The organism is Methanosphaerula palustris E1-9c (assembly GCF_000021965.1).
Taxonomy (GTDB): domain Archaea; phylum Halobacteriota; class Methanomicrobia; order Methanomicrobiales; family Methanospirillaceae; genus Methanosphaerula; species Methanosphaerula palustris.
The window spans coordinates 2,491,504-2,505,116 of sequence record NC_011832.1; the positions used below are offsets into that span (position 1 = coordinate 2,491,504).

Genomic DNA, 13,613 nt, shown 5'->3' on the forward strand with positions numbered 1-13,613 from the left:
ATCAGAGATCCTTCACCTTATCCATGATGTCCTGGATGAACCCTTTTTTTTTTTCGGACCTCGGGCCCTTCTTCCCTTCGATCACGAGGATCTGACGGTACAATTCTTTTTCTTCGTCGCTTAACTGCCTCGGAGTGATGATTCTGACCCGGACCAGCAGATCCCCGGGTCGGCCCCGCCGTTTGACCCCCTCGCCAGGGATCTTCAGGGCAGTGTTGAACTGGACCCCGGCCGGGATCTTCAGTTCGACGGTCCGCTTGTCGATTGTCTGGACCTCGATCGTCGACCCCATGGCCGCCTGAGCAGGCGAGATCTCCACCTGAGACTCCAGATTGTCACCGCTTCTGACAAACCGGTTATGCGGTGACACCTGCACCTCGATATAGAGATCGCCGTTCTGGGCCCCATAGTCCCCGGCCTCCCCGTATCCTTCCATCCGGAGACGCATCCCGGTATCGATACCAGCGGGGATGTGGACGTTCACCTTTCTGCGCACGCGGGAGTGGCCAGAACCCCCACACGCTTTGCAGACCTTATCAGGAACCTGTCCCTTACCCCCACATTCGGTGCAGGGAGCAGTCCTGACGAACTGACCGAAGATCGTCTGGCTCGTCTGTCGCATCTGCCCTGAACCCCCACACCGGGTACAGGTATGCAGTTTCTTACTCTCACTGCCGGTCCCCCCGCAGGCTTCGCAGGGCTCGGTGTGGTAGACCTCGATCTCCCGGTCCACCCCGGTCACGGCCTCCTCAAGCGGGATCTGCATCCGCATCAGCAGGTCGTCGCCGCGCTGCGGCCCCCGGGGCCCTCCACCCCGGGCACCGCCAAAGAAGGTATCGAAGATGTCGCCGAAGCCAGAGAAGTCGGCGTTGAATCCGCCGCCATAGGCCCCGCCACCGGCATACGATCCCTTTGAGGCGTTGGTGAAGGTCTCATGTCCCATCTGGTCGTACTGGGCCCGTTTCTGCTGATCTGAGAGGACACTGTAGGCCTCGTTGATCTGCTTGAACTTCTCCTCAGCACCCGCCTCTTTGCAGACATCGGGGTGATACTTCCGTGCTAGGTTGCGGTACGCCTTCTTGATCTCCTTCTCGCCTGCTGTTCGTGGGACCTCCAGGATCTCGTAGTAGTCTCCCGCACCCATCTACTCACTCTTCTTTGACTTTGTAGTCGGCATCGACGACGGTGTCGTCCTGCTTCTGGGAGGTGCCTTCCGATCCTGCGGTTGCCTGCTGTTCTGCCGCGGCTGCCTGGGCCTTCTGGTAGATCTTGGTCGTGGCTCCATACACCGCTTCGGTCAGTGGCTCCATCTCCTTCTTGATCGCTTCCAGGTCATCATCTTCGAGTGCCTTCTTCAGCGCTGCAACGCCGGCCTCAATCTTCTGTTTGTCCTCCGCATCGATCGCATCGGGGTTGTCCTTCAACATCTTCTCTGCCGTGAAGACAGCAGTGTCTGCACCGTTACGCAGTTCGATCTCCTCCCGATTCTTCTTGTCGTCCTCTTCGAAGGCCTTGGCGTCGTTGACCATCTTGTTGATATCGTCCTCGGAGAGTTTCTTGTCCCCTTTGATCGAGATCGCCTGTTCATGGCCGGTGCCGAGGTCCTTGGCCGAGACATGGATGATCCCGTTGGAGTCAATGTCGAAGGTGACCTCGATCTGCGGGATACCCCGGGGTGCCGGCGGGATGCCGGTCAGCTGGAATTTGCCGAGGGTGAAGTTGTCCTTCGCAAGTGCACGCTCACCCTGGACCACATGGATCTCAACACTGGTCTGACCATCTGCCGCTGTGCTGAAGATCTGGCTCTTCCGGGTCGGGATCGTGGTGTTCCGCTCGATCAGCTTGGTGGAGATGCCGCCGAGGGTCTCAATACCAAGGGTCAGCGGAGTGACGTCCAACAGGACGATATCCTTCGCCTCACCGGTCAGCACTGCGGCCTGGATCGCGGCACCGAGGCCGACGACCTCGTCGGGATTGACACCCTTGTCGGGCTCCTTGTTGAGCAGTTTCTTGACGGTCTCCTGGACGAACGGGGTCCGGGTCTGACCGCCGACCAGCAGCACATGGTCGATATCTGCAGCCGTTAACTTGGCGTCCGCGAGGGCCTGCTTGACCGGGCCGATCGTAGACTCGACCAGGTCACCGACGATCTGCTCAAACTTGGCACGGGTCAGGTCGATGTCCAGGAACTTGGGACCGCTGGCACCGGTAGTGATGTAGGGGAGGTTTATCGTGGTTTTCTGGACCGTCGAGAGTTCGATCTTCGCGTTCTCTGCAGCATCGCGGAGCCGCTGCAGGGCAATCACATCCTTTTTGAGGTCGACCCCCTCGGTCCGCTTGAACTCCTCGACCAGGTAGTCAATGATCTTCTTGTCGAAATCATCGCCTCCGAGGTGGTTGTTTCCAGCCGTGGACTTCACCTCGAAGACACCGTCGCCGAGTGTCAGGATCGAAACATCGAAGGTACCACCGCCAAGGTCGTAGACCAGCACCGTCGCTTCCTGCTCCTTGTCGACCCCGTAAGCCAACGCACTGGCGGTCGGCTCGTTGATGATCCGAAGGACCTCAAGGCCGGCGATCTGACCGGCATCCTTGGTCGCCTGCCGCTGGGCATCGTTGAAGTACGCCGGAACCGTGATGACAGCTTTCGTGATCTTCTCGCCCAGGTAGGCCTCGGCGTCCATCTTTAGTTTCTGCAGGATCATCGCGGAGATCTCCTGTGGAGAGTACTTCTTGTCGTCGATCTGAACCGTCTCGGAGGTTCCCATCTTCCGCTTGATCGACATGATCGTCCTGCCGGTGTTCGTGATCGCCTGCCGTTTGGCCAGGTTTCCAACGAGCCGTTCCCCCTCCTTGGTGAACGCGACCACTGAGGCAGTGGTCCGGCCCCCCTCTGCGTTCGGGATCACGACCGGCTTGCCGGCTTCCATGATCGCCATACATGAGAAGGTGGTCCCAAGGTCGATTCCGATGACTTTCTCTTTTACCATGATTTTATGCCTCCCTGTTATTTCCTTTTGAAACTGCGACTTTTGCGCATCTGATAATCCTATCATTCATCCGGTACCCACGGGCGACCTGATCTATCACCACGCCATCCGCTGCCTCGGCAGGGACGTACGCAATCGCTTCATGGGCAGCCGGGTCGAACGGCTCGTTCAGACAATCGATCGACTGGATGCCATGCCGACCGAGGATGGCCATGAAGAGCTTTCTAATCTGGTTAAGCCCTTCGCGAAGGTGCGCATCATCAGTCTTCTCTGCACGTTCCAGATTGTCCATCACCTCAAGTATCTCAACAGTGAACTGTTCGATGGCTGTGGTGATCCGAAGATTCTGCTCCTTTGCCATCCGCTTTTTGTAATTGTCAAAATCTGCGGCAAGCCGGAGAAACTGGTCATTCAGTTCTTCATAGGCCTTCTTCAACTCGTCGGTACCGGGTGATTGGGACGCCGTGTCAGCGGCCATATCTGCGGCCGAGCCGGCTGCCTTATCGGCTGTTGAAGATCCATGCTGATTCTCTGCTGTATCTTCCACTTTTTCTGTTCCCATAATCAGACCCAATATCTATTGGATAGTAGTTCTATATAAATATATCCTTAACCTGAGGCTATCATCACTTTCGGATCAGGTACCTCCAAAAAATCTGTGAATTGCCCATAGATCATCAGAAAATCGCCAACCATCTGAATCAGAAGCCCCAAGAATTGGGCAATCTTGGAGAAGAGAGGAACCATCCCGAGAGGATATAAAGGAAGGGTTTCATAGTAATGACCATGAAATGGGCACTGTTGTCTGTCTGGGATAAGACAGGGATCGTAGACCTGGCAAAGGCTCTCGTAGAGAACGGGATCAACCTCCTCTCCTCTGGTGGCACTGGGGCAGTGCTCAAGGAGGCACACATTCCCTTCACCGAGGTCTCGGCGTACACCGGCTCGCCTGAGATGATGGGCGGGCGGCTGAAGACTCTCCATCCAAAGATCCATGGCGGGCTGCTCGGCAGGCGGGGGATCGATGATGAGGTGATGGCTGAACACGGAATCGAGCTGATCGACCTGCTGGTCGTGAACCTGTACCCGTTCGAGATGATGGCAGCCAAGGCTCTGCCCCTTCCCGATCTGATCGAATACATCGACATCGGCGGACCTGCGATGATCCGGGCTGCAGCCAAGAACTACCATGATGTCGCGGTCGTGACCGACCCGGCCGGGTATGAAAGAATCAGGGAAGCGGTGAAGCGTGGAGGTTTCACCGAGGACGAGCGGCTGGAACTGGCCAAACTGGCCTTTGCACGGACCGCAGCCTACGACGTGGCGATCAGTAACCACCTTTATGGCCTGGAAGGAGGCTTTCCACCGATCTACTCGGTTCAGTTCACGAACGGCCGGACCCTACGCTACGGTGAAAACCCGCACCAACAGGCGGCAGTCTACGGCGAATTCGGGATCGCAGACCAGCAGCCCCTGCAGGGCAAGCAGATGTCATACAACAACTATCTTGACCTGAATGCAGCGGTGGGACTCCTCAGAGAGTTCGACGGGCCGGCAGCAGTGATCGTCAAGCACAACAACCCGTGCGGGGTCTCGGTCGGCGAGGAGATCAGGACCGCCTACCTCACAGCACGGGAGGTCGACCCGCAGTCGGCTTATGGCTCTGTGGTCGCCCTGAACCGGGAGGTGGACGCTGCGCTCGCAGAAGATCTTTGTGGAACCTTCGTCGAGGTCGTGGCCGCCCCCTCATTCTCACCCGGGTCGCTCGTAATCATGAAGAAGAAGGAGAATATGCGGGTGCTCGTCTTGCCGGCCCCGGCACAGGCCGACGAGGTCAGATCGATCGATGGCGGGCTGCTGGTCCAGCGGACGCCGCCGCACTTGGAGAACTGGACGGTCGTCTCAGAGCGGGAGCCGACCGAAGAGGAGATGCAGGCCCTCAGGCTGGCATGGAAGGTCTGCAAGCATACCAAGTCGAATACGATCATCTTCGCAGACCAGACCAGAACGCTCGGGATCGGGGCTGGGCAAATGTCCAGGGTTGACTCAGCGAAGATTGCGATCGAGAAGGCCGCAGGACCGCTCAACGGTTCAGCCGTCGCATCTGACGCATTCCTGCCGTTCCCCGACACCCTTGAGGTCGCAGCAGCTGCCGGGGCGACGGCCCTGATCCAGCCGGGCGGCTCGATCCGGGATCCCCTGGTGATCGAGGCCGCCAACAAACTCAACATTGCGATGGTCTTCACCGGGACACGCTACTTCAGACATTAAAAAGAAGAGTGCTCAGGCGATCCTCTTCCTTGCGTCCTTTCCCGAGGCGCAGATGAAGACCTCGGTCACCTTTTTCCAAGTCTCCTTCATCTCTTCTGTAAGTACATTCATTTCCCCCTCCACTATCCAGATCTGTCTGCCTGATGGTGATATCAAAACGCTGATCCCACATAGATGTTGTGGATGAAACCGGTCCTCCTGTCCGAGAAGGTATTGATCAAAGATGAGTGGATCTTATTACCTTTCTCCGATAATCCGACCTATCATCTTTTTCGTAAGAGTGAGGGTCATTCAGGTTTTTTCAGGCGATCTGGCAATATTTTCCGGAATAAAATAGATATGCTTAAATTCATCAAGTTCACTACATCTGCATTAATCATAGAAGGTGTTTAGTATGGACTATGGAAACATGATTTCAGATGCATTTGAGTATACGCGCGAGGCACTTGTTGGAAAATGGGTGCGATGGGTACTGCTGACGATCGTCTCGATCATTCCGATTGTGAATTTTATCTTCTTTGGATATGTAATGGAGATCTACCGGGGCACCAAGCCAGCACCTGAACTGGAGAACTGGGGCACGCTCTTTGTGGACGGCCTAAAACTCTTCATCGTCATGCTGATCTACGCCATTCCGGTGCTCGTGATCCTTGCGATCTTCGGTGGGATTAGTTTCCTCAGTATGATCGCATCAGGGAATGCGAATGCAGACCCGACCCTGATTGCAGGTGCGATCGCCTCTTTGATGGGCGGCATCCTCCTCGCCCTGATCGTCGGATTGATTATCGCGATCATCGCAGTCATCGGTACTATCAGGTTCACCAGGACAGGATCGTTCGGAGAGGCATTCAACTTCAGCGCCATCCTTGAGACGATCGGTTCGATCGGCTGGGTGGATTACATCATCTCCCTGGTCATCCTCTTCGTCGTCTTGGCGGTCGTGCAGTTTGTACTGGGGCTCCTCATGGTCATTCCGGTTCTCGGCTGGATCATCAGTTTCTTCATCACCGCAGCAATGGTGATCTTTGAGGCCCGGTACATGACGCTGCTCTACGACAGCGCCTAAACCTAAATACTAATCAATCCCTTTTTTTCAGAGAAAGAGAGAGATCAGTATCACTTTTTTCTGAGTAGTATTTTCAAGATCTGCAACATGGGTTCGCAGGTAATAAAAAGGGACGATTCATCAGTCGGTTCATCCTCCGATGCCGGTTATCTCCGCCGGGACTGGATGCAGTTCTACAAGATACACCATAAATGGCCTTTCTTCATCGATACCTGAACGATATGAGAGGCAGGGGGAGATCAATCCGTCCGTTTGATCAACGACCTGGCGAACAACAGACCGGGTTCCAGGAAGAAGCGATAACCAGTAAAGAGTTCTGGTTACCCTTACTCGATCACATAGTATATCAGATAATCCACCAAAAATGAGTCAATTCCCATTTTTAGATTATCTGTTGATATTCTTAAAAAACAATAGATACGCTTAAATTCATCCGGTTCACTACATCTTCATCAATCACAGAAGGTGTTAATTTGGATTACGGAAACATGATTTCAGATGCATTTGAGTATACGCGCGAGGCGCTCGTCGGACGATGGATGCGATGGGTACTGCTGACGATCGTCTCGATCATTCCGATTGTGAACTTTATCTCCTTTGGATACGCAATGGAGATCTATCGAGGCACCAAACCGGCACCTGAACTGGAGAACTGGGGCACACTCTTCGTGGACGGCCTGAAACTCTTCATCGTCATGCTGATCTACGCCATCCCGGTGCTTGTGATCATCGCCATCTTCGGCGGGATTGGTATCCTCAGTCTGATCGCTTCAGGGAATGCGAATGCAGACCCGACCCTGATCGCAGGGGCTATTGCCTCCCTGATGGGTGGTCTCATGCTCGCTCTGATCGTTGCCCTGATCATCAGTATTTTCGCGGCCATCGGTACAATCAGGTTCACCAGGATCGGATCGATCGGCGAGGCCTTTAACTTCAGTGCCATCCTCGAGACGATCAGATCGATCGGCTGGGTGGACTATATCATCGCCCTAGTCATCCTCTTTATCGCTATTGCGGTCGTGCAGTTTGTGGTGGGTCTCCTCAGTATCATCCCGATAATCGGCTGGATCATCAGTTTCTTCATTGCATCGGCTCTGGTCATCTTCCAAGCTCGATACATGACACTGATCTACGACAGCGCCTGAACCGATACCAATCCAACCCATTTTTCCAGGATCCACGATCTGATAGATTCATCCCTCCCCGACATATCGCTGAATCCACACCAGAGGTCGAAGAGATTTAAACAGGCAACCTGTCAATCCACCTCACCAGGGTCACCGGCAGGAAAACTCCTTCGCAAATGCCACGGCCCGGTCCACATCCCGTTGGTCGGGTCGGCCGCGATGGATCCCACCGATCACTCCGAAGATCGCATAGGTGTCGTACCTAGCAGAACAGAACTCCCCACAGACCGGCACTCCATGATTAGCCAGAGCCACCTTCAGAGCCCTGTGCCACCGCTTCGATAGGAGCGGAAGGCCGGCGGTCGAGAAGATAAATGCCCGCTGACCAGATGCCAGCTGCATTCGCTCGGCGAGTTTGATCAGTGACTGGTGGTGTTTCCCGAAATAGATACCCGACCCAAATCCGATCAGATCAGATCCCTCCAGATCCTGCGGCTTCACCTGCCCGATCTCTCTGCACTCGGCGTACAACTCCGTGGCCAGCGCCTCTGCGATCACCCTGGTGTTGCCATGGTGCATGGACTGATAGACGATCAGCACCTTCATGATGATTCCCCGATGCCCTAACGACCTGCAGAGCCACCGCTTCTGATCAGATGGATGGGAAATGCTTTCGGATTATACTATCTCTTCGAAAAGATAGATGAGCCTGCAGATGAGATAGTACTGCCATGCGAGATGAACCTGCAGTCTCGATCGTACTGGTAAACTGGAACGGCTGGAAGGACACCGTGGAGTGTCTGACCTCCCTCTCTCGCCTGCAGTACCACAGGATCCAGATCGTGATCGTAGACAATGGGTCGACCGATGGCTCAGTGGAGAAGATCGGTGATTACTGTCAGGGTCGTCTCAACGTCACCTCCCCGTTCTTCCCGGACCAGCCGGCAGTAGTAGCAGTCTCATTCTCTCTACTGACTGCAGAAGAGGCCAGGTCGACCGGAGCCGTAAACGCCGAAACGGGCACGGTCACCGTCATCACCAACCAGAGGAACCTCGGATTCGCCGAGGCGAACAATCAGGGGACCCGGTTCGCTCTTCGGGCGTTCGAGTCCGATTATGTCCTCTTTCTGAACAACGACACCATTGTGGACCCCGGATTCCTCACCGCATTCATTGCGGTCGCCAAAGAGGATCCGTCGATCGGGTTCCTCGGCCCCAAGACCTGCTACTATGACTACCAGGGGCGACGGGATGTGATCAACTTCGCTGGTGGGGAACTGAGTCTCCTCACCGGGAACACCGTGCACATCGGCCAGAACCAGCCGGACCAGGGGCAGTTCGACACCCAGAGGACCGTCGACTATGTCGAGGGGTCCTGCCTTCTGGCCCGTTCCTCGATGCTCCGGCAGATCGGTCTCCTCGACCCCGGCTACTTCGTCTACTATGAGGAGAACGACCTTGTTATGCGGGGGAGAGAAGCAGGATTCTCGGCCGTCTATGTCCCGACAGCGGTGATCTGGCACAAGGTCTCGGCCTCCTCCAAGAAGACCCCTATCAAGACCTACTACATGGCCAGGAATCGATTTTGGTTCATGAAGCGGCATGCCGGGTGGCATTATCCGCTCTTTCTGATCGTCTTCTTCCTCAGTTCATTCTGGCTCTCGACCGGGATCCATCTCCTCTACTACAAGAGCCCAGACGCTTTTCGGGCTTACGCACGAGGAATCAGGGACGGCCTCAGAGGACCGGCCCCTCTCCCGGAGACCCTCTAACGAGATCTGAAAAAGATGACTCCGTCGACAAGGAGAAAGAAGGTCTCCTGACAACACAATGAACCGATCGAGTCAGTTACGTCTGATAGCTTCGACCTCCAGGCGCATCATACCGATATGGATCGCCCCGTCTTGATCGGGCGGATACATCCGGAGATACTGACCGATGAACGCCTCGATGAAACCCGGTCGCTCATCCTCAGGCAGCCGCACCAGCTACGGAAGCCAGGTGGTGCGGATCCAGCCGGCGAACGCCACCCGGTCGGGATAGCCCATGTCCTTCGGGATCAGTTCCACCCGAACCGGCTCAAGTCCGGCTTCTGTCAGCCATTGACGGTACTCTTCTGGATCAAAAAAACCGTAGGAGAAGGAGAACCCATCATAATATCCACACCAAAGAGGGTTCTTCACCAAGATCGCCAGGACCTCAAAGACCTGGGCTGCATTTCCCTTGCCGCCCATCTGGGCGATCAGCCTGCCGCCCGGACGAAGGCTGCGGGCAATCCCCGCCAGCACAGAACAGTGATCCGGGATCCTGTGGAGGGCGGCGTTCGAGAAGACCAGGTCGAACTCCTCACAGAATTCAAGAGACCTGGCATCCATCTGAGAAAAGGTGAGGTTTTGATGGATACCGGGGAGGAAATTATCCGTTGCAAACCGGATCATATCAGGAGAACTGTCGATCCCGGTGACCAAACCCTTCGGCACGCTCGCTGCAATCGCTGCCGTCACCTTCCCGTCCCCACACCCGATATCGAGCACCAGAACTCCTCGGAGAGCCTGAGCTTTCCGATCAGTTCCTCTGCCCATCACTGCTGGGACGGGGAATTCCGATTATAATCGGCCGCATTCCAGGTAAACAATGGCCTCTGATCTAATGGTTCCATGATGACACCTTCAGGAATAGATAAGACCATGAAGTTGTTACGTGCTTCTCCAACACAGACTCCGATCTATAACAGGAGAGAAGAGAGACTGAACTGATACGAAGAGAAAAAATGAAAAAATGATACCCAGATCTGGATCGATCAGGTCCGGAGGAGGTTGACCAGCACTGCCTTCTGGACATGTAGCCGGTTCTCGGCCTCGTCCCAGACGGCGGAATGCGGCCCGTCCAGCACCTCATCGGTGATCTCCTGACCGCGGTGCGCAGGCAGGCAGTGCATCACGATCGCGTCAGGGTCCGCCTTCTTCAGCAGTGCCTCGTCGACCGTGTAGCCAGCGAAGGCCTTCACCCGCTGGGCCTGTTGGGTCTCATCACCCATAGAGATCCAGGTGTCGGTGAAGATCACCTCGGCGTCCTTCACCGCCTCCTCGGGCGAGTTGAAGACCGTCACTTTACCGCCGACGGTTCTCCCCCGCTCCACAACCGCAGGATCAGGGCGATAGCCGTCAGGGGTGGCGACCCGGAGGTCCATCCCGGTCAGTCCGGATGCCAGGATCAGCGAATTGCAGACATTGTTTCCATCCCCGACCCAGGCCACCCGGATATCCTCGGTCGAACCGAAGTACTCCCGAATCGTGAAGATGTCGGCCAGCAGCTGACAGGGGTGCTCTTTATCCGAGAGTCCGTTGATCACCGGGATCGTCGAGTGGGCGGCGAATTCCGTGATCGTGCTGTGCAGGAACGCCCGGATCATCACGCCTGAGGCATACCGCGATATCACACGAGCCGTGTCCCGGACCTCCTCACCGCGGCCGAGCTGCATATCCTTGTGATTCAGGTGCAGGGCGTGGCCGCCGAGATCGTTCATACCGACCTCGAACGAGATCCTGGTCCTGGTCGATGGCTTCTCAAAGATCATCGCCAGATTCTTCCCGGCCAACACCGGGTGTTCCTTCCCTTCCTTCCGCAACGTCTTCAGTGTCGCTGCATCCTGCATTATCTGCTCAAGGTCCTCTGCCTTGAGATCAAGGATTGAGATAAGGTCTCTCTTCATCGAATATCCCTCATATGGGCGCATCGCCGGGCCAGCAGCCCGTCAGTGCCGATATCTCTTCTGTGATAGACTGGACCCTTTACTGCAGAAGCAGCCTGCTCTGCGATCCCTTCGGCCTCGGTCAGGGTTTCTCCGACCCCGACGAACGCCAGCGTCCTCGAGGAGGCTGTGCAGAGGTGCCCGTCCTGCTGATCAACATTCGCGTAGAAGAGCCGGGCATCTCCATACGCTCCGATCGTTAACGGGGCGCCAGCCTTCGGAGCGGCCGGATAGCCCTCGGGCACCAGGTACTTGCATACCGTCGCCTTCTCCTGGAATGAAACCTGCATCCGGTTCAGTGTACCGTCGGCGATCGCAAAGACGACCTCCGACAGGTCTGATTCAAGCAGCGAGAGGACGTTCATCGCCTCAGGATCACCGAATCGGGCATTGAACTCCACAACCATCGGCCCGGTGGCCGTAGCCATGAACTGCCCGTACAGGATCCCTTTGTACGGAATCCCCTCTCCAGCCATCGCCCCGACCACCTGTTCCATGATTGAAAGGGCCGTGGCAAAGTCCTGTTCGGTGACGAATGGGAGTCGGTGATTGGGCATCGAGTATGAACCCATCCCCCCGGTGTTGAGCCCCAGGTCCCCTTCAAGAGCCCGTTTGTGGTCCTGGACCAGCGGCATCGGGACCAGGTGGGTCCCATCCACAAACGCCATCAGCGTGAACTCTTCGCCGAGCAGCCGCTCCTCGATGACGACCTCGCCAGCCAACTCCCGGACATAGGCGAGCGCACCCTCCTGGTCGACCTGCTCTCCCATCACCCGGACCCCCTTGCCGCCAGTCAACCCGATCGGCTTCACGACAAGATCGCCGGGATAGTCCCTGACGAACCGGCAAGCCTCTGCGGTGTTGTGAAAGACCCGGTACCCGGGACGGCCAGGGATCCGATGTTCTTCCATCAAATCCCGACAGAAGGCCTTGTCAGTCTCAATCCGGGCAGCCGTCCGGGTCGGTCCGACCGCAGGGATGCCGGCCTCGTTCAGTTGATCCACGATACCGGCCTCGAGCGGGGCCTCCGGGCCAATCACAGCCCCATCGATCCCCTGCTCGCGGGCATACCTGACAACAGCCTCAACATCAGTTTCGCGGATCTGCTTCACCGCTGCTGCGAGATCAACAATCCCTGGATTCAGCCGCCCCATCACTGCATGGACGGCCACCTGACTGTTGCGGGCGAGTGCCCTGGTGATTGCATGCTCCCTGCCGCCACCACCCACAACCAGTATCTTCATGACCATGTATACGAACCCACGTTAGAAAAAACTGATTACAGGTGGAGGAGCTCGCTGACTCTAACCAGCGGAACCAGCCGTACCCCAACAGCAGCCAGGGCTTCGACTGCCCCCTGCTCACGATCCACCACAGTCATCACCGTCGTCACAGTGGCACCAGCTGCCCGGAGCTGCTCGACACCGTACAGGGCCGATCCTCCGGAGGTGGTCACATCCTCGACCAGCAGCACCTTTCTACCCTTGACATCCCCGATGACCACCCCCGCCTTACCATGATCCCGGGCGGCCGATCGAACGATCGCATACTCCTTGCCGGCAGCCAACCCGGTGGCTACGGCCAGTGGAACCCCGCCGACGGCGACCCCGGCGACGACATCAAAGGATCCCCGCTCTGAGAACTCTGTTCCAACGCGGTTCAGCAGTGCAGGATGTGTCATTGCCGTTTTGATATCGATGTAATATCTGCTGATGGCACCGGACGCGAGGATGAAATCTCCAAACTCAATGGCCTTGTAATCGATCAGCAGTTCTGTGATTGTCTTTTCATTCACCATGGTACATCCTTGACTCCTATTGCATATCCAATCAGATTCACAGCCCGGTGAAGGAGTGGGGTCAGGACCAGAATCCAGAAGATCACCGGAATGGTCAGATTGACCGCTGCGAACCCATAATCTCCAATCAGCAGCAAAAGCAACGACCCTGCGACAAGGTCGTACTGATCTGCCAGCGGCCACGCGGCACCTCGTTCCTTACCGATCCGGCGCTTCACAAAACTCTTGACCATGTCCCCTGCCAGGGCTCCGACAGCCAGCAACAGCACCGATAGCACAGTATGCCGGGGAAGCCAGACGAACACGCATGCGTCCTGCACAGAGACCTGGATCAGCCCGAGGAGGACCCCAGAAAGAATACCGAGGACCAAGCCACGCCAGGTCTTGCCGTCGCCGAGCAGCCGCCGGCCGTCAGACCATCGTCGTCCGCCATCGATCGGAGTTCCGCCCCCAAAGAGGGCCGCTGCAGGATTCGGAAGATAGGCAGGGAGCATGAGCCAGAGCGCTGAAAGCACTGGTATGATAAGGTAATCAATACTAATAATTAAGACTCCCGTGTTCAGTAATAAAGCGCAGATGTAAATATTAAGGTATCGAAACGAAGAGAGTA

Annotated in this window: 14 protein-coding genes; 4 read left to right on the forward strand and 10 right to left on the reverse strand. The window is 56.3% G+C overall.

Translation table 11 applies throughout. The features are described from left to right. Position 1 precedes the first annotated feature (1 nt). From dnaJ to MPAL_RS11725, 3 genes are read right to left on the reverse strand one after another with little or no spacing between them, the layout of a single operon-like run. Positions 2–1,144, reverse strand: coding sequence for a molecular chaperone DnaJ (gene dnaJ, locus MPAL_RS11715; protein WP_012618950.1), 1,143 nt, complete (start codon positions 1,142–1,144; stop codon positions 2–4). 4 nt (positions 1,145–1,148) lie between these two features. Further along, positions 1,149–2,990 (reverse strand): molecular chaperone DnaK, encoded by a 1,842-nt coding sequence (gene dnaK / locus MPAL_RS11720; RefSeq protein WP_012618951.1) that lies wholly within the window; start codon positions 2,988–2,990, stop codon positions 1,149–1,151. A gap of 4 nt (positions 2,991–2,994) precedes the next feature. Next, positions 2,995–3,552 carry a nucleotide exchange factor GrpE gene (locus tag MPAL_RS11725; RefSeq protein WP_012618952.1) on the reverse strand — a complete coding sequence of 186 codons (558 nt, stop codon included), beginning with the start codon at positions 3,550–3,552 and terminating at the stop codon, positions 2,995–2,997. A gap of 224 nt (positions 3,553–3,776) precedes the next feature. On the opposite strand from MPAL_RS11725, the gene purH reads away from it, so the two are divergent. The 3 genes from purH (at position 3,777) to MPAL_RS11745 (ending at position 7,472) form a co-directional block, all read left to right on the forward strand. Beyond that, entirely contained in the window at positions 3,777–5,261 is a 1,485-nt protein-coding gene (gene purH / locus MPAL_RS11730) for a bifunctional phosphoribosylaminoimidazolecarboxamide formyltransferase/IMP cyclohydrolase (RefSeq protein WP_048146052.1), read from the forward strand. Positions 5,262–5,670: 409 nt separating this feature from the next. Further along, on the forward strand, positions 5,671–6,327 hold the full coding sequence (locus tag MPAL_RS11740) for a DUF4013 domain-containing protein (RefSeq protein WP_148208313.1): 657 nt from the start codon (positions 5,671–5,673) through the stop codon (positions 6,325–6,327). Between the two features lie 488 nt (positions 6,328–6,815). After that, the gene (locus MPAL_RS11745) at positions 6,816–7,472 is read left to right on the forward strand and encodes a DUF4013 domain-containing protein (protein WP_012618956.1); all 657 of its coding nucleotides are present in this window, start codon (positions 6,816–6,818) and stop codon (positions 7,470–7,472) included. A gap of 132 nt (positions 7,473–7,604) precedes the next feature. Here the strand turns inward: MPAL_RS11745 and MPAL_RS11750 are convergent, their stop codons facing one another. Then, positions 7,605–8,060 (reverse strand): flavodoxin family protein, encoded by a 456-nt coding sequence (locus MPAL_RS11750; RefSeq protein ID WP_012618957.1) that lies wholly within the window; start codon positions 8,058–8,060, stop codon positions 7,605–7,607. A gap of 125 nt (positions 8,061–8,185) precedes the next feature. On the opposite strand from MPAL_RS11750, the gene MPAL_RS11755 reads away from it, so the two are divergent. Beyond that, entirely contained in the window at positions 8,186–9,226 is a 1,041-nt protein-coding gene (locus MPAL_RS11755) for a glycosyltransferase family 2 protein (RefSeq protein ID WP_012618958.1), read from the forward strand. A gap of 72 nt (positions 9,227–9,298) precedes the next feature. Here the strand turns inward: MPAL_RS11755 and MPAL_RS16730 are convergent, their stop codons facing one another. The 6 genes from MPAL_RS16730 to MPAL_RS11780 all read right to left on the reverse strand — a co-directional run bounded on the left by MPAL_RS16730 (position 9,299) and on the right by MPAL_RS11780 (position 13,497). After that, positions 9,299–9,439, reverse strand: coding sequence for a hypothetical protein (locus MPAL_RS16730; RefSeq protein ID WP_201763848.1), 141 nt, complete (start codon positions 9,437–9,439; stop codon positions 9,299–9,301). Between the two features lie 3 nt (positions 9,440–9,442). Continuing rightward, positions 9,443–10,036: a class I SAM-dependent methyltransferase gene (locus MPAL_RS11760; protein ID WP_201763849.1), complete on the reverse strand. Its 594-nt coding sequence runs from the start codon at positions 10,034–10,036 to the stop codon at positions 9,443–9,445. A 218-nt stretch (positions 10,037–10,254) separates the two neighbouring features. After that, positions 10,255–11,166: an ornithine carbamoyltransferase gene (argF, locus tag MPAL_RS11765; RefSeq protein ID WP_012618959.1), complete on the reverse strand. Its 912-nt coding sequence runs from the start codon at positions 11,164–11,166 to the stop codon at positions 10,255–10,257. Continuing rightward, on the reverse strand, positions 11,163–12,455 hold the full coding sequence (purD, locus tag MPAL_RS11770) for a phosphoribosylamine--glycine ligase (RefSeq protein WP_012618960.1): 1,293 nt from the start codon (positions 12,453–12,455) through the stop codon (positions 11,163–11,165). The genes argF and purD overlap by 4 nt, the downstream gene beginning before the upstream one ends. A 29-nt stretch (positions 12,456–12,484) precedes the next feature. Then, the gene (pyrE, locus tag MPAL_RS11775) at positions 12,485–13,003 is read right to left on the reverse strand and encodes an orotate phosphoribosyltransferase (protein WP_012618961.1); all 519 of its coding nucleotides are present in this window, start codon (positions 13,001–13,003) and stop codon (positions 12,485–12,487) included. Beyond that, positions 12,997–13,497, reverse strand: coding sequence for a CDP-2,3-bis-(O-geranylgeranyl)-sn-glycerol synthase (locus MPAL_RS11780; RefSeq protein WP_012618962.1), 501 nt, complete (start codon positions 13,495–13,497; stop codon positions 12,997–12,999). The genes pyrE and MPAL_RS11780 overlap by 7 nt, the downstream gene beginning before the upstream one ends. Positions 13,498–13,613: the final 116 nt, after the last annotated feature.